We start from the raw sequence: 17751 nt of genomic DNA on the forward strand, positions 1-17751 counted from the left end.
GGCCATGGCGTCGGGCAAACCTGTCGTCATTCTGGGCGTTTTCGTCGCCGACACCGCTTACCGGGCCGATCGACAGCCGCGCATGGGTGAAACCATTCTTGGTAATTCCTTCAAGCTGGGACCTGGCGGCAAGGGCTCGAACCAGGCGGTGGCGGCAGGCAAGCTCGGCGCGGACGTCACCTTCCTGACCCGGCTTGGCGTCGATGCTTTCGCCGACATGGCCAAGGCGACCTGGGCAGAGGCGAGCGTTAAATCCCCCGTGATCGACACGCCGCAAAGCTATACCGGCGCGGCCTATATCTTCATCGAGGAGACAACCGGCAACAACGCCATCATCGTCAGCCCGGGTGCAGCGATGCTGATCTCGCCTGAAGACATCGAGGCCAACGCCGGCCTGATCGGCGGCGCCGGCGTCTTCGTCACCCAGCTCGAACAGCCGATCGACGCGGCACTGCGCGCACTCGAAATCGCGCGCGGTGCAGGGGTGACCACCATCCTCAATCCGGCGCCGGCGGCCAAGCTGCCGGACCGCATCTACACGCTGTGCGACTATGTGACCCCCAACGAAACCGAGGCCGAGGAACTGACCGGCATCAAGGTTTCTTCGATCGACGACGCTCGCCGCGCCGCCGACAGCCTGCTCAAAAAAGGCGTCGGCTCGGTCATCATCACGCTCGGCGAAAAAGGCGCGCTGCTGCACACGGCCGCTCGGTCCGACCATGTCCCGGTGGTCAATGCCGGCGCAGTGGTCGAAACTACCGGTGCGGGCGATGCCTTCAATGGCGGCCTGGCCGCCGCACTCGCCAAAGGCGTGGAGCCGCTGCAAGCCGTCCGCTTCGCCTGCGCCGTCGCCGGCATTTCGGTGACAAGGCCGGGTACGGCGCCATCCATGCCGACGCTGCAGGAGGTCGAGGCGCTGCTGGCCGAGGGGTGAGGTCGTTGCGGGAGAGATCGAGTTCAGATCCGACCGGATCTTAATTGCCTCATGCAAGACCATGATTCTAGACGATTATGTCACATTTCTCCTGAGGAGAAATGGCGCGAGTGACGGGGCTCGAACCCGCGACCTCCGGCGTGACAGGCCGGCGAAAACGCCTGATTAATCAACGACTGATTCAATTCCTTACGCTCTCGAATTTGCGGGAAAAAGCGCGAAATTGAAACTTGCCTATCAGAACTCCTCGTCAACTCCGCGAGGTATTCACTTTGATCGACGCCTCCGCTGCTGCCAGCCTAGCGGCTGGACCGGGACAGACTGCTCCCGGCGACTTCTGGATCGGCTGGAGACGGCAGATCGATGCGCTCGCTTCCGCCGGATTCCGGGTCATCGTTCCCGACCAGAGGGGCTACAACACCAGTGACAAGCCGAAAGCCATCCGTGAATACACGCTCCCCAAGCTCGTCGGCGTGTCGTTGCCATCGCCGACGCGCTCGGCATCGGAAGGTTTCACCTCCTCGGTCATGACTGGGGCGGTATCGTCGCCTGGGCGGCAGGCGCAAAGCTGCCGCACCGCCTGGAAAGGCTCGTCATCCTGAACGCGCCCCATCCCGAGGTGCTGCTTGCCCATTCCTTGCGATCTCCGACCCAGTTCCTGCGGAGCAGCTATGCGGCCTTTCTTCCAGTTCCCCTTGCTGCCGGAGGCTTTTCTGGGGGCGGGGCGCTCGGCTCTGCTGGCACGGGCGCTCATCAAATCCAGCCGAACAGATGCCTTCACGGCGGAGGAAATCGCAGAGTATCGGCAGGCCTGGGAACGGCCGGGGGCGCTGACCGGCATGCTCAACTGGTATCGGGCGCTGCGCTTCCGCCCAAGCCTGAAGGAGCGGATCACGACGCCGACCCTTGTACTGTGGGGGATGCAGGACCAAGCTCTGGAATATGGCCTGGCCGAGCGCAGTCTGGCCCTTTGCAACGATCGGGGCCTGCAGACGTTCGAGAAGGCGACGCATTGGGTACAGCGCGAAGAGGCCAGCGCGATGAATGCCGCGCTTCTGGCGTTCCTGGACGGCTGAGATGCCGTTCCGTTCTGCAGGTGGCCTGACTCGCCGTGATCTCCTGACCGTGCTCGCTGCCGCGGTCACAACCCACCACCTTACCTCCTCTGCTGATGCAGCATTGGCAGAGGCCTCAACGGAGCATCCGATGCCACACGTCGTCCTTCTCGGGGATTCGATCTTTGACAACGCTGCCTATGTCGCGCGCGGGCCCGACTTAGTGCGACAGCTGCGGGAGCGCTTGCCGGAGGGGTGGCGTGCAACGCTAAACGCCGTCGACGGCGCCGTCACAAGCGGCGTCGAGCGGCAGCTTGAACGGCTCCCCCAGGATGCTAGCCATCTTGTCGTCAGCGTCGGTGGCAATGATGCTCTTCGTCATGCAGGGATTCTGGAGCAGGGGGCCCGTTCGGTGGCCGAGGTTCTGGACAGGATCAGCGATGTCCGGGAGGAATTCGAGCACGACTACTGTACGATGCTCGAGGGGGCGCTGGGCCAAAACCTACCCACCGCTATCTGCACGATCTACCAGGCGCGCTTTCCCGACCCACAGCGTCGTAGACTTGCCGCAACTGCCCTGACGGTCCTCAACGACGTCATCACCCGGGCGGCGTTCTCGCGCGGTTTGCCGCTCGTCGACCTGCGCTTGGTATCGAATGAGGACGCGGACTTCGCCAATCCTATCGAACCGTCAGTGCAAGGCGGCGCGAAGATCGCGGCAGCCATCGCGGCACTTGTAGTCGAGCACGATTTAGCCGGACGTCGGTCGGTGGTCTTCGTCGGCTGAACGGCGTAATCCCGCCCGACCGTCTGCACTCTCGATGGTCGGGCGACTGAAAGCAACAATTCAGACGGCCAGCACGATCTTGCCTTGAATACTGCCGTCGGCGGCGCGCTCATGTGCGCGCGATGCCTCGGCCAGCGGTAATGTGCTGTCGATGACGACACGCACAAGGCCCTCGTCGAGCAGGCGGGCGGCTTTTGCCAACTGCGCGCCATTGGATCGAACCTGTGTGGATGAGACCGTGATCCCCAGCCTCTCTGTCTCTTCGTGACCAGCGAAGCCCAGTGGGTTGACCAGGAACAGCGCGCCGCCCGGCTTCAGAACATGGAAGAAGCGCTCCATGTCCGCGCCGCCCACCGCGTCGAGGACAAGGTCGACGTCTCGGACGACATCTTCCGCCGCGGTTGTCTTGTAGTCGATGAATTGATCCACGCCGAGATCGCGCATCAGCGCCTCGTTCTTGGCCGATGCCACCGCGATGACGCGAGCGCCCCGCCATTTCGCCAACTGGACGGCCAGATGCCCGACACCGCCTCCGGCACCATTGATGAGCACCGTCTTGCCGTCGAGGGGCACCGGCTCATGCGGTAAGGGCTGGAACGGATTCGGCTCGTCGTGGCCAAGTTCGATCAAGAACTGCCATGCCGTCAGAAGCGACATCGGCGCACCAGCCGCATGAATATGGTCGATGCCGGCTGGTTTCAACGCCACATGCGATGCCGGCACACTGACATAATGCGCGTAGGCATTGCTACCCGTCATCAAGTTATCGGGGAAGCGAACCATTGCGTAGACCTCGTCACCGATGCTGAAATCAGCGACGTGAGCGCCAACCGCTTCAATGACGCCCGACACGTCCGTGCCGAGAATCAGTGGGAAGGACGCGTTGGGTCGCCATTCTGGCGGCAGTGCGCGATAGCCATCCCGCAGATACCAGTCTGGCGGATTAAGCCCGGCCGCCTGGACTCGGACAAGCACCTCGCCGGGCTTCACACCCGGCCTAGGCGCGTCTTCGTACACCAGCATCTCGGGACCACCGAATGCGTGCAGACGGACTGCCTTCATCTTATCGCTCATTGGTGAAATCTCCGCTCATCCATGTCATTGGAGCGAATCTAGCGGCATGACCGCCGGTTGATAATCGGTGCCGATGGCGGTTAAGTAATGCCATGGCGGAACATATCACTTTGGATCGGCTCACTGGCATCATCGCCTTCGCGCGTGCGGGATCGCTGGGCAGCTACACGGCAGCGGCGCGCGCGCTGTCGATTTCCCCGTCGGCGGTCAGCAAGAGCGTCCAGCGGCTCGAGCGGCATTTAGGAGTGTCGCTGTTTACCCGTACAACGCGCTCGCTCACCTTCACGCCCGAAGGGCGCGACCTGCATGAGCGCGCGCTGCGTCTGCTACGCGAGGCGGAGGAAATAGAGCAGGCGGCAATGACCGCGCGCTCCGAACCATCGGGCACGTTGCGCGTGGCCGCGTCGCTGCCGATCGGACTGCATCTGATCGCTCCGGCTTTACCGGCTTTCCGTCGGCTCCATCCGAACCTGATCGTCGATCTCAGGCTGGGTGACCAGATGGTGGACATGATCGAGGAAGGGATCGATGTCGCCATACGCATCGGTGATCTGGCTGACACCCGGCTACTATCACGCAAGCTCGCACCCCATCGGCTTTGCTGCTTCGCCTCGCCAGCCTATCTCGAGGAACGCGGCACACCGACCCATCCCGATCACCTGGAAGGGCACGACACCGTCAACCTTCGATATCAGAGCACAGGCCAGGCCTTTCGCTGGCCCTTCCGGATTGGCGACCGTGAAATCGAGATCGTGCCCAATTCCGGTGTGGTCGCCGATGCCAGCGATGCCGTGCTCATCATGCTGGCAGCCGGCGGTGGGATAGGCATAGGCGCCTCCTTCATGGCGGCTCCCTATGTGAAGCGCGGCGAACTGGTCCCAGTGCTGTCCACGTTCGCGGTCGAGCGAAACAATGTCACCGTGCTCTGGCCGGCAAGCCGACGCGCCAACCCCGCCGTGCGCGCCTTTCTGACCATGCTCGACGCCGCTTTCACTCTGCGAATGGCAGCTTCAAGCATCGACTGATCTGGCGCGGAAGGGTCGCTAAAGGGCGAAAGCGGTCAATCACTGCTGATTGGCTGAACGGCAGCTATTCTGGGCACAACGTCCAAAAGCTGCTATTCCGTTTCGGCCCCACTACAGGCCGCCCCTCCTCGTCGAATAGCATTAGACTAGTTGATCGGCTACAACGACCTAGAGTGCTAGCACGGGGAGGGCACATGTCGGCGAGTGCTTACGCATTGACTGGCTTCATCTCGTGGGCGCTGGCCCTGCTGATCGTGATGGAAGTTATCCGGAGCTACCTGGTGATCTCTGGGCAAGTCCCGGCAAACGGCTTTACGCCAGATAACGGAGCCCTCTCCCCGTTTATGCGGAGGTTAGCCCGTGCCCACGCCAACTGCATTGAAGGGCTTCCAATCTTCGGAGGTCTGCTCGGAGTCGCGATCATCATTTCAAAGACAGATGTCACGGATCCCTTGGCCTCCACGATGTTAGGCGCACGTATAGTGCAGTCGGTGATCCACCTCGTCTCAACCAGCCAACTCGCGGTCAGTCTCAGGTTCACCGCGTTCGCTGTGCAAATGGTGATTGGTGCGTATTGGTGCTGGTTGCTGTTGATCTGAAGAGTGGCGGAGCCCCGACGCAAAAGTGGGCCACCTCGATTCCGGGAGCCTTGGCAAACCCACTCCGGATCGTGACCCGAAAGACTGTCCCTTTTGACAGGCGAGCGAACCGCAAAACTGGCAGTGGCAAAACCGCCGTTGAGGCATGATATTGCCGTTGGATTTTGGGGCTACTCCCCAGCTTCGGAGAAGGATCGGCGTTCAGAGAGCAATTTGCACGCCTGGGCGCTGCGGCGCTCCCCAGCTTTTGGCCACACGCACGCCCTGCAAACGCTCGGGCTCAAGAGCGCCTGGCAGCGGAGCAGAGAATTGTTGGACTTTGTGAGTGTTAGAGGGAGAGGAACTGAGATTCAACCTTCTCCACCTGCACTTGTTCCTTGCACGCTGGCCTCAGCAGCACCTAATCCTGCCACCCAACCTGGAGGAGCAAGCCAGTGCTACCGAGCTGTGTAGACACCGATCGGCTCGCGCTGTAGCCATAGGCCTCCGCCCGTCGGGGTTCACCGGCGCCGGGGTGGGGGGCCGGCCTAGTGGGGGCCCAGCAACGCGCACGTCAGCCTGGCTATCTTTCGAGTCGCCGGGTCCGGTGACCGCCAGATCGTCAGGCTGGATTATACCCGACAAATCTTGATAGTCTGCCGTTCTGGGGGTCGCACGATGAACGAGGTTGAAAAGCTGGCCGTCGAGGTTGTCGCGACCGGCCTTGGCTGGCCCGAGGGCCCGACGGTGCTGCCCGATGGCCGAATTGTCATCGTCGAAAGCTATCGCAGCCAGCTGACGGCCATAGATCGCGACGGAAGTGCTCGCCAGTTCGCGTATGTTGCCGGAGCGCCCAACGCCTGCGTTCTCGGATCGGATGACCTGCTCTATGTCTGCCAGAACGGCGGCACGACCGGACCTTGGCGGGCCGCGGACATGACGACGCCATCGATCCAGCGGGTTGCCGAAGGCGGAAAGCCGGAAATCCTGCTGAGCGAAGTCGCGGGCATTCGGCTCAATGGGCCAAACGATCTTGTATTTGCTGCTGACGGTCGGCTCATCTTCAGCGATCCCGGCACATACAACCCGGGGAATCCGGACCCAAGCTACATCTTTGCCGTCAACCCCGACGGCAGTGCGTACCTTGCTCTCGGCTTCGACAAGCCGACCTTCCCCAATGGTGTGGCGATCGAAGCCGACGGCTCGATCATTTGGGGGGAGTCCTATACGGGGCGCGTCAAGCGGCAGCGTCCGGATGGTTGCGTCGAAGACCTGGGCCGCTTGCCTGGGCCCAATCCGATTCCGGACGGGCTGAAGGTCGGAGCCGATGGCCGCCTTTATGTCACGGATATTGCCGCCAACGGCATTCACGTTCTGAAGCCCAACGGCACAGCGGAAGGTTTCTTCGTCTGCGGCAAGGCAACGACCAACTGCGTCTTCTCGGGCGAGATGCTTTGGGTGACAAATGCCGGCGTGCTGGCGACCGGCAGCGATCCCTCCTTTGAGGGAACACTCTCCTGCGTGCGTGTTCCGGGAGGCGGTGGACCGACGCATCATGGTCGCATCGGCGGAAAGCAACCGTGAGTAGCTCCTCGTCCGCCTCAAACACAGGCGATGACCGCGGTGCCGGCGGTGCGGCATCGTCTGCTCCGATGGCGGCGTTGAAGCGCCTGTACAGCGTGGCCGCGGTCCGCGTCGCCGCGCGGCGGACTTTGCCACGCCCGGTGTTCGACTTCGCCGATGGCGGTGCCGAGGATGAGCGAACGCTGCGCCGGAACGAGCAAGCTTTCAACGAGGTTGCCATTCTGCCGCGACCACTCAACGGTGCAACGACGCGAGACCTTTCCCTTGACCTCTTCGGCGCGAAACTTGCCATCCCGCTGGGCATCGCGCCAACCGGCCTGGCTGGGCTGTTCTGGCCCGACGGCGAGCGCGCAGCCGCCCGAGCCGCAGCGGCCGCAGGGACATTCTACTGCGCCAGCCACGGATCGGTCTGCACGCTGGAGGATATAGCAGCCACCGGAAGTAGCCCACGGTGGATGCAGGTGTTCGTCTATACCGATCGCGGCTTCACCCGAGAAATGGTGGATCGGGCGCGTGCCTCAAGCTACGACGCGCTGGTGCTCACCATTGATAACCAGATGCTTGGCAACCGTGAACGCGACATCCGCAACGGTTTTGCCATCCCGCCGCGCTTCGGTGTGGCCGGAACCCTCGCGGCCGCCACCAAGGCGGCGTGGCTTCTTCGTATGCGCACCCGACTCCCGAAACTGACTTTCGGCAACTACGCGCGCCCCGGCGAGACGGCGACGGTCGGTGCACTGGCGGGCCGAATGGCCGCAATGCTCGATCCCGGACTCTCCTGGGCCGATGTCGACTGGCTGCGCACTGTCTGGTCCGGACCGTTGTTGCTGAAAGGCGTCCTGCATCCCAGCGAAGCCGCCGAGGCTGTAGCCCGAGGAATCGACGGCATCATCGTATCCAATCATGGGGGACGTCAGCTTGACGGCGCCGCCGCATCCCTGGACGCGTTGACGGCGGTTGTCGCGGCTGTCGCCGGCCGCGTACCAGTGCTTATCGACGGCGGCATCAGGCGAGGCTCTGACGTCGTCAAGGCCCTGGCGCTCGGCGCCTCGTGCTGTCTGATTGGGCGGCCGCAGTTGTGGGGGCTCGCGGTCGCCGGCGAGGAGGGGGTACGCCACGTGCTCGAACTCTACCGCAAGGAGATCGACCGCGTCATGGGACTGATGGGCGCGCGGAGCCTGCGCGACCTCGGGCCGGACTGTATTTCGTTCGTTCAGGGAATGGGGCCGCTACATGATTGAAGACCCACCACTGCTCACCATCAAGCGCCGTTTCGAACGGCCCGCAGCAGAAATCATCAGTGCTTTTGCGGGCGTGCCGGTTAGCCAGGTCGTAGACGCGATGGGGGGACGCGGCGCCTTGCATTATGCGATCAAGCCACTGTCGCCAGCTACTGCGACGATGGTCGGCGTCGCCGTGACCTGTCACTGCGGTCCCGCCGACAACCTCGCCCTGTTTGGAGCACTGGATGCCGCAGCAAGTGGCGATGTCATCGTCGCGGCCACCGACAGCTTTGCCGGTACCGCGGTAACTGGCGATCTCGTGCTCGGCATGGCGCGCAACAAGGGGGTCGCCGGCTTCATCACTGACGGCCTGGTGCGCGACGTTGTCGGGATCGAGGCGGTCGGGTTGCCGGTTTACTGTGCCGGGGTCATTGCGAATTCGCCTGCGCGAAATGGTCCAGGCACGGTCGGATTCCCGGTGGTGGTGGGAGGAGTGACTATCTCGCCGGGAGACATACTGGTCGGCGACCGCGACGGTGTCGCCGTGGTGCCTCGCCTGGAGGCTGAGACTGTGCTGGCCCGGCTCTCCGCCATCAGGGCGGCTGAGAAAACTCTTGATGGCCTGGTGCGGCAAGGTCTCGAGATGCCCGACTTCGCCAAGGTCGTCCTCAAATCGAACAGGGCGCGCTTCGTTGACTGAGATGTGAGCTTCTCTAGCTGCGGGACATATGAAGCGCAACACGATTTCGTCCTTCCGATTTGGCACGAAACAGAGCCAAATCGGCGGCATTGACGAAATCGTTTGGCGTCTCGTTCTCGGTGGGCACCGCTGTTGCGACGCCGACGCTGATGGTCACGCGATCCGGGCCGTGGGGTATGTTCAACTCTCGCACGCTCTGGACGAGCCGCTCGGCGATCGCACTGGATTGTTCCAGTATGGTGTCGACCAGCACGATGACGAACTCTTCGCCTCCGTACCGCGCAGCGAGATCGGTGGAGCGGCCGGAACCGCTCTGGATTACGCGGGCGATTTGCTTCAGCACATCGTCGCCGGCCATATGGCCATAGGTATCGTTGTATCGTTTGAAGTTATCGGCATCGATCATCAACAGCGACAGTGGGGACTGTGCGCGAAAAGCGCGTTTCCATTCAGCCGCCAGATATTCGTCAAAATAGCGCCTGTTACCGAGACCTGTCAGGCCATCGATCCGCGTCAGACGTTCAAGCTCTAGATTTGCACTGATCAGCTGTCGCTGGCTTTCCCTCAGCGCTCGGTGTGCCGAGTCTCGCTGGACGTGATCCAGATAGGCCCGCGTGTGATATCGAATGCGTGCAATCAACTCGATACGATCCGGCAGTTTGACGAGATAGTCGTTCGCGCCCGCAGCGAAGGCTTCGCCCTTGGTGGCTGGATCTTCCTTGCTCGACAGCACAATGACTGGAACCGCGCGTGTCGACGCATGCTTCCTGTATTCTCGCACCAGATGTAGCCCATCCACCCCGGGCATGACGAGATCCTGCAGGATGACGGTTGGCTTTACCTCATCCGCGACCGTCATCGCTCTCAACGGGTCGGTGCAGAAGTGTAAGGAAATATCGGGCTCGTTGGCTAGGGCGCGCCTGACCGCCTCGCAAACCATGATCTGATCATCGATGAGCAGAACCATGGATGAATAGTTATCTGCGAGTGGCGGGACCAACTCTGGTTCTTGCGTCATCGGAAGGGGCCTTTCACGTGGAGCGCTCGCAGGCTTCGATTATACGTGAGCCGATCGCACCCAAAGGAAGAATATCAACAGCCGCGCCGATGTCGGCGGCGGCCTTCGGCATGCCATAGACGGCACTGGTTGCTCTATCCTGCGCGATTGTGAGATGTCCCTTGTCACGGAGCTGTCTCAGCCCGCGCGCACCATCTCTGCCCATGCCTGTGAGCAGAACACCAATCACCGAGCCAGGCCACCATTGCGCCGCACTTTCGAAGAACACATCTACCGACGGCCGATAAACATTGTCCTTGGGGCTGGGCGTATAGCCAAGTTGCTGAGCTGACTTGAAAACCAGATGATCCGCAGAACTGGCAACGAGAACGGTGCCCGCTTGTGGACTATCCCTTTCCCCCGCCGGACGGATCGGGAGACGCGTATGCTGCCCTAGCCAATCAACAAGGCCTGGAACGAACTGAGCATCGAGATGCTGGACGAGCACAATCGCGCCGCGAAAATCAACGGGAAACGCGCTCAGGACTGCGGCAACGGCAGCCGGCCCGCCCGCAGAGGCGCCGATTGCTATCACGTGTCGAGTTGACGGCTCAGCCGCACGTGACATCCGCCTTTTTGCCTGGGTAGGCGCATCGCCGATCAACTTGCCTATCGTTCGTATCTTGTTCGTCAAAAGCCGGGCGGATTGCGAGGACGCGTTGCCTTCGATGCCCACTGACGGAATATCGACTGCGTCAAGCGCGCCATGACCCATTGCTTCGTAGACGCCGGCGAGGTTGGCTTCGATACTGGCGGTCACCAGCAAGATTGAGCACGGGGTTTCCGCCATGATTCTGCGGGTCGCTTCCACGCCGTCCATCTCTGGCATCGCTAGATCCATGAGTATCAGATCCGGCAGATCACGTCTGCAGACCTCGACCGCCTCACGCCCATTAGTCGCGATCCACGCGACCTGATGTTCGCCGGTCAACAGAACCAGTCGACGCAGAAGTTCAACCGCCATCGGCATGTCGTTAACTACGCCGATTCTCATTCGCTGGCTTCCAATCTCGATCTCATTCAGCCGCCTCGCCAATCATGTCCACGACGGCATGGATCAGCGCCTCGTCCTGAAAACTACTCTTGGTCAGATAATAGTCCGCACCTGCGTCGAGCCCGCGCGCGCGATCTTCTTCCCGATCCTTGTATGAAACGATCATAATGGGTGTGTTCTTGAGATCAGCGTCCTTTCTGATCAAACTCACCAGCTCGATGCCATCCATGCGAGGCATGTCGATGTCGGTGACGACGAGATCGAAAGGACCAGACCGGACGGCATTCCACCCGTCCATGCCGTCTACCGCCACTTCGACCTCATAACCGTAATTGCCGAGCATCTTGCGCTGGAGTTCGCGAACCGTCAGTGAATCGTCAATCACGAGCACGCGCTTGCGCCTGCTCGCTTCGGGACCGCCCGCGGCGCGCCGAAGAGCTCGAAATCCGCTGGACGATGCAAGCTTTTCCACCGATCGGATCAGATCGTCGACGTCGAAGATCAGAACAGGCGAACCGTCTTCCATCAGGGCCGCTGCGCTGATGTCCTTGATCTTGGCAAACCGTGGATCGAGAGGTCTGATCACTAACTCGCGTTCCCCGAGAAAACGGTCAACGATCAGGCCGTACGCATCGCCCCGACCCGCATCCACGACGACGACCGATAGTTCGTTCGGTTCCGATCCGGGCTCACCTCGATCGAGCACCTCGCGAGCGGTGACCAGCCCGATCTGTCGATCGTTCAATCGAAAATGCGGCCGGCCCTGCAGGACGTTGATCTCCGTCCGCTGCAGTTTCAAAGTCTTGGAAATGGCAGCGAGTGGAAAAGCATAGGGCTCTCCATCGACATCGACGAGCAGCGTGCGCAGGACCGACAATGTCAGCGGCAATTGCAGTTGAAATCGGGTTCCGTGGCCAAATTCTGAGGAGACGCTTGCGACTCCCCGGACTTCCTTCGTCATGGCTTGCACTGCATCGAGCCCCACACCGCGACCTGAGACGTCGGTAAGGCCCGCTTTCATGGAAAAGCCTGGCAGAAACAGAAATGCGAGCAATTCGCTTTCGCTGAGTGTTTCAGCACTTTCCCTGGTTGCAAGTTGCCGGGCGACGACGGTCTCGCGCAGCTTCGAGAGCTCTATCCCCCTGCCGTCGTCCACCACGGCTATCTGCAGCAGCCCGGCATTGTGCCTCGCTTCGAGCCTGATGAGCCCCTCTTCGGGTTTGCCCATCGCGAGGCGCTCCTCAGGCGGTTCAAGCCCATGGTCTACAGCGTTGCGCAGAAGGTGCCCCAAAGGGGCATCGAGCTGCTCGAGGATATCGCGGTCGATGCCGGTCGAGCCGCCTACGATCTCCAGTCGCACCCGCTTGCCAAGGGTACGGCCGAGGTCGCGGATCATTCTCGCATAGTGTCGCACGCCGTCCTCAAAAGGCCGCATCCGGCTCGCCAACGTTTCGTCGTACAATCTGTTGGCAAGATCGGTCGCTTTCCGATCCACTGAATCCAACTCATCGAAACGCTCCGCCAGGAACGCTTGGCTCAACCGAAGCTTTCGCTGCGCTTCAGCCAGCGCCTCCACCACCGCCGCATCGTTTGAAACCGGCGGCAGCACTGCATGAAGATTGTCGAATGCACTTGCGAGGTCCGATTGAAGTCGCTTCAGCCGTAGCAGCCCGTCAGCGAATGGCCTGAGCCGCCGAGCTTCCATCAGCGACTCGCCAGCCAGCCCGAGCAATCGGTTCAGGCTGTCTGCCGTCACCCGAACCATTCTATCAGAGCTGATGCTGCCGTGGGCTTGCGGCACCGCCCCAACGAGGAGGTTCGCTGAAGAGGTCGTCGCCAGTTGCTCCTGGGCATGATCTGGAGTTGCGAAATCAGCTGCAGAATCTTGGGGCCCGGGCTTTGCCTGGGGGAGGGACAACCCCTCGAACTTCGCGAGAAAGGTTTCGACTTCTGAGTTGGCGCTCTCGCTCGATGATCCCGATGCGATCAATTTCAAAAGGTCAGAACCTTGCAGAAGCGCGTCTATATGCTCCCGTCGCACCCTCAGATGCCCGCGTTGCGCTGCGACCAGGCAGTCTTCCATCGCATTTGCAACTTTGACTGCGGGCATCAGGTCGATGATGCGGGCAGCTCCTTTCAGGGAATGCGCGGCACGCATGCATGCTTCCAGGGCGTCGGCGGCGATAGGATCGCGTTCGAGTGCCAGAAGTCCAGAGGTCAGAGCCCGTGACTGCGTCTCCAGTTCGGCCTGGAAGAGGCTGAGCATCGAAACCTGGCTGAAGTCTTCATCTGTCATGCGATGCTCCGATCCAGCATCGTGAGCAGTTGTCGTGGATCGAGACAGCCAACGGCTCGTCCTTGCCATGGCAGCACGGCAACCGTAGCGGCAGACAGTGCCTTCCCAATCATGGCCGGAACAGCGAGAGTGTCGCGTTCCTGGTACCGATGTAAGCCGTGGATCTCATCAACCATAAAAGCAACCCGCTTGTCGCGCTCGCCTACCACGACAAGGCGGCGAAATACCTTGGTTCGCGTGCCTTGTTCCCCTTCCTTGCGCTCGTCTATCCCGAGCAATTCGGCCAGGGAAAGGCAAATGAGCAATTCACCACGGACATTCGCAATGCCGAGCAGTGCACTGTTCCTGCGATGTGGAAGTGAATGAACGCGACGAGACTCAGCCACTTCATGAAAAATACCGACTGGAAGTGCCAGCCATTCCTCCCCCAAACGGAAGAGAACGGCCGTCTGCAGCGCGTCGTTGTCTGCCGAATCGATCCCTGCACGACCAGCGTTGTCAGGCCATTCGTCGCGAGATGCCGAGGGAGCTGCACGGTCGAGGAGGCGTCGTGCGATCTTCTTGTAGGTCGGGCAATTGCGGCAGTGGAGATGCTGCTCTAGTAGCGGACATGACTTGTCACCCCGTACGCCTATTTGCCGCCAGCAGTCGTTGATTTCGATCTGCTCCACCGGCTGAGCGATCCTTGTCGAAGCCGCCATCAACTGCCGCTCCTTTTCTGGACCCGACCCAGCCGGCCGGCCAGCGCCTCGGCGCCGTTATGGTCGCCTTGCTTGCTAAGCAGCAAGGCCAGATGGACAAGAGCTTCTCGATGATTTGGCGCGAGATAGAGCGCCTTGCGATAACTTTGCGCGGCTTCGGGTGCAGAACCATCCGCATCCTGGACGAGGCCCAGCAGGTAGAAGATTTCTGCGGAAGGACCGAACTCCCTGAGATGCGCCAGGGCGACCTCCTGTGCCTCCTTTACGCGTCCTGCATTGGCGATCCGTTCAACCGCGATGAGGCTTTCCGAGGCGCGTGCAAGCGGCTTGGCCGGAGCCTGCCCGCGGCGTTCATTGCCAATTGTCGGTCGGAACGGACGAAGAGGCTCGTTCTTGTTGACCTTAGGGCTTGGCGTCCGCACCGGGACGGCGGCCGAAACCTTCGGTGCCGTGGTCTTGACGGGCTCCGATTTCAGAAAGGCGAAGGCCAATGGCCATTCAGCGGAAAGAAAGCCATGCACCCTTGGAAGAGCTGCTTCCGCCGGACCGACCAGAAGAAGTCCGTCTTTGGCCAGCAGGTCCTTCAGGCAGATCAATGCGCGATCCTGCAGCTCTCGATTGAAATAGATCAGCAAATTGCGGCAAAGCAGGATGTCATAGACCTCTTGCCCGAAAGGCGCGTGAGAACCGAACAGGTTTCCTACCATGAACCGAACCTGTTTCAGCACCCCAGCAACAGGCCGCAACCCGCCCTCGGCCGCTTCGAAATAGCGATCCTTGAATTCTAAATGGCTGCCGCGAAACGAATTGCGGCCATAGATGGCGTGTTCAGCCGTCGCGATATTGCGGCTGCTGACGTCCACGCCATCGATCTTGAACTCATGCGCCTCAAAGCCGGCATCGAACATGGCCATGGCGACCGAGTAAGCCTCTTCGCCGGTTGAACATGGCAGGCTCAGGATTCTTATCGGCTGAGCAGGCTTGTGCGCGCGCGCATGCCGCGCCAGCATCGTGAACGCTTCTCGGTCGCGAAAGAACCAGGTCTCTGGGATCACCACCGCATTGATCAGCTCCTGCAGCTCCTGCGAGGAACCGGCCAAGTGTTGCCTATAGGCCTGAGGGTTGGTTATCCGGCATGCTTCCATCCGTTCTCTGACCGCCTGACGAACCACTGTCGGACCAACGCTGGCACTGTCCAGTCCAATGGTTTCCGTCAGGAGCTTTTCTATTGCTCCGGTCATTGATCACCTATTGCCGCCTGGCGGAGCAAAGCGGTACGAATCTCTTCCGAAAGCAGCGCTTCCACTTTGACCCACTGAATGATCTCCAAACCATCGGAAGCCACCGGCCCAAGATAGGGCGGGGTTCCTGGTTCCAGTCCGAACGGCGCGAAATCGGCCGGGTCTCGCTCGATCGTATCCGTCACCCGTTCCGCGATCAGCCCCAGCAGGCGTCGCTCGCCATCATCCGCCGGATAGCGCGTCACAACGATCCGGGTGCTCAACAGGCGCTCCGATGGTCGGCCAAGCGCAAGAAGGGTGACATCGATCAGGGGGATGGGTATTCCGTTATAGCTGACCAAACCCACCACACCAGTTGGCGCACCCGGAAGAACTTTCACGTCGATATAGGGCAGCACCTCTTCAATTTTGTGGACATCGATCAAGTAGCGATCCGGACCCATGCTGAAGGCGAGGAATAGCATTGTCACCTCCTACTGCCGGCTCGCTATGCTCGTAGCTTGAACCTCGATATGCTACTTCGCATGCCGCCTGAGACTTGATTGAGCTCGTCGATCGCGAGCGTCGATTGCTGAAGGGACTCGACTGTTTGCTGAGCTGCCTCGCTTAGCTGGGTTAGCGTGTCGCTGATCTGCCCCGCGCCGGTCGCCTGTGCTTGCATGCCTTCATTGGCGACTTCGAAACGTGGCACCAGCCCCTGAACCTGCTGAATGATCTCGAAGAGTTGCCCGCCGACCTGCTGGATGTCCTGCATACCCCGACGGACCTGCTCGGAAAACTTGTCCATGCCCATCACCCCGGCCGCGACTGCCGACTGGATGTCCTTGACCATTTGCTCGATATCGTAGGTGGAGACAGCTGTCTGGTCCGCGAGCCTTCGGATTTCCGTCGCCACCACTGCAAAACCCCGGCCATACTGGCCTGCCTTCTCCGCCTCGATGGAAGCGTTGAGCGACAACAGGTTCGTCTGATCGGCCACTTTGGTGATGGTCGTCACCACCTGATTGATGCTGCCGGCTTTCTCGCTCAGGATCGCCAGTTTGGAATTGATCGCGCCAGCCGCTTCCATGACCTGCTGCATGGTTTCTTCCATACGGGTCAGCCCCGCTTGCCCCCCGCCAGCCACGGCAGCGGTTTGTTCGGCAACTGTGGAGACCTCGTTCATCGTGCGGACCAGTTCGTTTGATGTGGCGGAGATTTCCTTGGCTGTCGCTCGGATTTCTGTTGTGGTCGCTGCGATTTCAGTCGCAGTTGCCTGCTGTTGCTTGGAGGTGGCGGCGATCTCAGTTATCGACGTGCCGACCTGTATGCTGGACCTTTGAACCTGACCAATGAGGGTTGTGAGATCGTCCGCCATTGCGTTGAAGCCGTCGGCAAGCACGCTGAATTCGTCTCGGCGCCTCAGATCGAGCCGTTCGCTGAAGTCGCCTTGCCGCATCAATTGAACCGCGTCGACCAAACGGGTGAGCGGACCTGTAATGGCGCGAAACAGCTGGTAACCCAAAAGAAGGGCTAGCCCGAGGGCTATCAACAAGCCAACGCTCAAACCGACTTCGGCCGTTCTGACGATCGAGCTGATCCGCTGCGTCGCGCTGTTTGCCTCGCCTCTGTGATCCTCAACCATGGCCTGCAGAGCGGACTGCAATTTTACAAAGATCGGCTCTACTTCGTTCTTGATAGCTGGGCTTTCATTGGGAGTTTCACCTTTCGACAAGGCAGCCCGGCTTGTTTCCAGCACAGCAGTTTCAGCCAGACGGAATTGGTTGGCGAGTTGTTTGACGGCTGCATAATTCTGCTTGTCGATATCGGAGACGATCGTTGCCTCATAGTCGTCCATCGACCGCTGCACCTGGTTGCGATTGGTCGTGATCGCGTTTTCAACCGTGCTTCTGTCTGACGGGTTGTCCTGAAGGGCATATTCCTGAAGCAGACTATGGGCCGCCATCTGGCCCGTCATGATCTCGGTACTGTGATAAAGGTCCGGAAGGATGCCCTTCTCGACCTCAGTCGCCTCCTCCCCCGCCTGAAGAAACCAGGCGTACGCGATGAGGGCTATCACGGACATGACCACCAGAACGGCTGCGAAACTGACGAGGATGCGGTGGCGTATTGTCAGACTCTTCATGGAACCGGTTCACCAATGGGGGGCATCGTGGGCTGCGCGACAAGCGCTCGTTCCGACATATTCGAAAAGGTGCGTCGAAAAGCGGTAGTCTGATGCTGAATGGTTTCTTTTCCGTTCCATAGCTAATGATGGCGAGGCGGCTCGCCAATCGGCGCCGCCAGAAGCGGTGGTCAAAGGACGACTGCCGTCCACGCACATCAGCCCGAGATCGGCTGGATGGCACGCCGCGTCAGGAGGAGCGTGGACGAGCTGCTTGAGGCCACGAATTGAATGACTGCTTAGGCCAGGTCGAGGCAAGAAAGCCGACGTCCTGCTTGCTGCCCCTAAGCTGCCAGGCGGGAACGCGCCTCATATCAGCCGTCCAGCATGATCGTCGC

The 17751-nt window shown here is 60.8% G+C and carries 17 protein-coding genes; 9 read left to right on the forward strand and 8 right to left on the reverse strand.

Going from position 1 to position 17751, the window contains the following annotated elements:
* Positions 1-4 precede the first annotated feature (4 nt).
* The 4 genes from rbsK to NKJ78_RS02105 all read left to right on the forward strand — a co-directional run bounded on the left by rbsK (position 5) and on the right by NKJ78_RS02105 (position 2776).
* A complete protein-coding gene (gene rbsK, locus NKJ78_RS02090) occupies positions 5-934 on the forward strand; it encodes a ribokinase (protein ID WP_023739339.1) in 930 nt (309 codons plus the stop codon).
* A 272-nt stretch (positions 935-1206) separates the two neighbouring features.
* Complete coding sequence (locus tag NKJ78_RS02095; protein WP_352562332.1) at positions 1207-1536, forward strand: alpha/beta fold hydrolase; 330 nt, start codon at positions 1207-1209, stop codon at positions 1534-1536.
* Positions 1437-2039, forward strand: a complete 603-nt coding sequence (locus NKJ78_RS02100; protein WP_352562374.1) for an alpha/beta fold hydrolase — start codon at positions 1437-1439, stop codon at positions 2037-2039. Before NKJ78_RS02095 ends, NKJ78_RS02100 begins: the two co-directional genes overlap by 100 nt.
* A 101-nt stretch (positions 2040-2140) precedes the next feature.
* Complete coding sequence (locus tag NKJ78_RS02105) at positions 2141-2776, forward strand: SGNH/GDSL hydrolase family protein (RefSeq protein WP_023819366.1); 636 nt, start codon at positions 2141-2143, stop codon at positions 2774-2776.
* Positions 2777-2836: 60 nt separating this feature from the next.
* Here NKJ78_RS02105 and NKJ78_RS02110 read toward each other — a convergent pair whose 3' ends face one another.
* The gene (locus tag NKJ78_RS02110; RefSeq protein WP_352460140.1) at positions 2837-3850 is read right to left on the reverse strand and encodes an NADP-dependent oxidoreductase; all 1014 of its coding nucleotides are present in this window, start codon (positions 3848-3850) and stop codon (positions 2837-2839) included.
* 92 nt (positions 3851-3942) lie between these two features.
* Between NKJ78_RS02110 and NKJ78_RS02115 the strand changes: the two genes are divergently transcribed.
* The 5 genes from NKJ78_RS02115 to NKJ78_RS02135 all read left to right on the forward strand — a co-directional run bounded on the left by NKJ78_RS02115 (position 3943) and on the right by NKJ78_RS02135 (position 8960).
* Positions 3943-4875: a LysR family transcriptional regulator gene (locus NKJ78_RS02115; RefSeq protein ID WP_023689456.1), complete on the forward strand. Its 933-nt coding sequence runs from the start codon at positions 3943-3945 to the stop codon at positions 4873-4875.
* Between the two features lie 194 nt (positions 4876-5069).
* Positions 5070-5474, forward strand: a complete 405-nt coding sequence (locus NKJ78_RS02120) for an MAPEG family protein (protein ID WP_023682292.1) — start codon at positions 5070-5072, stop codon at positions 5472-5474.
* A 657-nt stretch (positions 5475-6131) separates the two neighbouring features.
* Positions 6132-7037, forward strand: a complete 906-nt coding sequence (locus NKJ78_RS02125) for an SMP-30/gluconolactonase/LRE family protein (RefSeq protein ID WP_023713489.1) — start codon at positions 6132-6134, stop codon at positions 7035-7037.
* A gap of 68 nt (positions 7038-7105) precedes the next feature.
* Positions 7106-8278 (forward strand): alpha-hydroxy acid oxidase, encoded by a 1173-nt coding sequence (locus NKJ78_RS02130; RefSeq protein WP_352459456.1) that lies wholly within the window; start codon positions 7106-7108, stop codon positions 8276-8278.
* The gene (locus tag NKJ78_RS02135) at positions 8271-8960 is read left to right on the forward strand and encodes an RraA family protein (RefSeq protein WP_352459455.1); all 690 of its coding nucleotides are present in this window, start codon (positions 8271-8273) and stop codon (positions 8958-8960) included. Before NKJ78_RS02130 ends, NKJ78_RS02135 begins: the two co-directional genes overlap by 8 nt.
* Before the next feature lie 13 nt (positions 8961-8973).
* Here the strand turns inward: NKJ78_RS02135 and NKJ78_RS02140 are convergent, their stop codons facing one another.
* From NKJ78_RS02140 to NKJ78_RS02170, 7 genes are all read right to left on the reverse strand, one after another.
* Complete coding sequence (locus NKJ78_RS02140) at positions 8974-9927, reverse strand: response regulator (protein ID WP_023669440.1); 954 nt, start codon at positions 9925-9927, stop codon at positions 8974-8976.
* Between the two features lie 64 nt (positions 9928-9991).
* Positions 9992-11011: a chemotaxis response regulator protein-glutamate methylesterase gene (locus NKJ78_RS02145; RefSeq protein WP_023682287.1), complete on the reverse strand. Its 1020-nt coding sequence runs from the start codon at positions 11009-11011 to the stop codon at positions 9992-9994.
* Between the two features lie 22 nt (positions 11012-11033).
* Positions 11034-13307 carry a hybrid sensor histidine kinase/response regulator gene (locus NKJ78_RS02150; protein ID WP_023742810.1) on the reverse strand — a complete coding sequence of 758 codons (2274 nt, stop codon included), beginning with the start codon at positions 13305-13307 and terminating at the stop codon, positions 11034-11036.
* On the reverse strand, positions 13304-14008 hold the full coding sequence (locus NKJ78_RS02155; RefSeq protein ID WP_081725531.1) for a chemotaxis protein CheW: 705 nt from the start codon (positions 14006-14008) through the stop codon (positions 13304-13306). Before NKJ78_RS02155 ends, NKJ78_RS02150 begins: the two co-directional genes overlap by 4 nt.
* Positions 14008-15249 (reverse strand): CheR family methyltransferase, encoded by a 1242-nt coding sequence (locus NKJ78_RS02160; protein WP_352459454.1) that lies wholly within the window; start codon positions 15247-15249, stop codon positions 14008-14010. The genes NKJ78_RS02155 and NKJ78_RS02160 overlap by 1 nt, the downstream gene beginning before the upstream one ends.
* Positions 15246-15713 (reverse strand): chemotaxis protein CheW, encoded by a 468-nt coding sequence (locus NKJ78_RS02165; protein WP_023700505.1) that lies wholly within the window; start codon positions 15711-15713, stop codon positions 15246-15248. Before NKJ78_RS02165 ends, NKJ78_RS02160 begins: the two co-directional genes overlap by 4 nt.
* A gap of 23 nt (positions 15714-15736) precedes the next feature.
* The gene (locus NKJ78_RS02170; protein ID WP_023689447.1) at positions 15737-17374 is read right to left on the reverse strand and encodes a methyl-accepting chemotaxis protein; all 1638 of its coding nucleotides are present in this window, start codon (positions 17372-17374) and stop codon (positions 15737-15739) included.
* Positions 17375-17751 lie beyond the last annotated feature (377 nt).

The organism is Mesorhizobium sp. M0037 (assembly GCF_040323635.1).
Taxonomy (GTDB): Bacteria; Pseudomonadota; Alphaproteobacteria; order Rhizobiales; family Rhizobiaceae; genus Mesorhizobium.

Bases quoted from the DNA above. Each gene is read 5' to 3' on its own strand.
- rbsK (WP_023739339.1), top strand. From the start codon at position 5: ATGGCGTCGGGCAAACCTGTCGTCATTCTGGGCGTTTTCGTCGCCGAC.
- NKJ78_RS02105 (WP_023819366.1), top strand. From the start codon at position 2,141: ATGCCACACGTCGTCCTTCTCGGGGATTCGATCTTTGACAACGCTGCC.
- NKJ78_RS02110 (WP_352460140.1), bottom strand. From the start codon at position 3,850: ATGAGCGATAAGATGAAGGCAGTCCGTCTGCACGCATTCGGTGGTCCC.
- NKJ78_RS02115 (WP_023689456.1), top strand. From the start codon at position 3,943: ATGGCGGAACATATCACTTTGGATCGGCTCACTGGCATCATCGCCTTC.
- NKJ78_RS02120 (WP_023682292.1), top strand. From the start codon at position 5,070: ATGTCGGCGAGTGCTTACGCATTGACTGGCTTCATCTCGTGGGCGCTG.
- NKJ78_RS02125 (WP_023713489.1), top strand. From the start codon at position 6,132: ATGAACGAGGTTGAAAAGCTGGCCGTCGAGGTTGTCGCGACCGGCCTT.
- NKJ78_RS02130 (WP_352459456.1), top strand. From the start codon at position 7,106: ATGGCGGCGTTGAAGCGCCTGTACAGCGTGGCCGCGGTCCGCGTCGCC.
- NKJ78_RS02135 (WP_352459455.1), top strand. From the start codon at position 8,271: ATGATTGAAGACCCACCACTGCTCACCATCAAGCGCCGTTTCGAACGG.
- NKJ78_RS02140 (WP_023669440.1), bottom strand. From the start codon at position 9,927: ATGGTTCTGCTCATCGATGATCAGATCATGGTTTGCGAGGCGGTCAGG.
- NKJ78_RS02145 (WP_023682287.1), bottom strand. From the start codon at position 11,011: ATGAGAATCGGCGTAGTTAACGACATGCCGATGGCGGTTGAACTTCTG.
- NKJ78_RS02150 (WP_023742810.1), bottom strand. From the start codon at position 13,307: ATGACAGATGAAGACTTCAGCCAGGTTTCGATGCTCAGCCTCTTCCAG.
- NKJ78_RS02155 (WP_081725531.1), bottom strand. From the start codon at position 14,008: ATGGCGGCTTCGACAAGGATCGCTCAGCCGGTGGAGCAGATCGAAATC.
- NKJ78_RS02160 (WP_352459454.1), bottom strand. From the start codon at position 15,249: ATGACCGGAGCAATAGAAAAGCTCCTGACGGAAACCATTGGACTGGAC.
- NKJ78_RS02165 (WP_023700505.1), bottom strand. From the start codon at position 15,713: ATGCTATTCCTCGCCTTCAGCATGGGTCCGGATCGCTACTTGATCGAT.
- NKJ78_RS02170 (WP_023689447.1), bottom strand. From the start codon at position 17,374: ATGAAGAGTCTGACAATACGCCACCGCATCCTCGTCAGTTTCGCAGCC.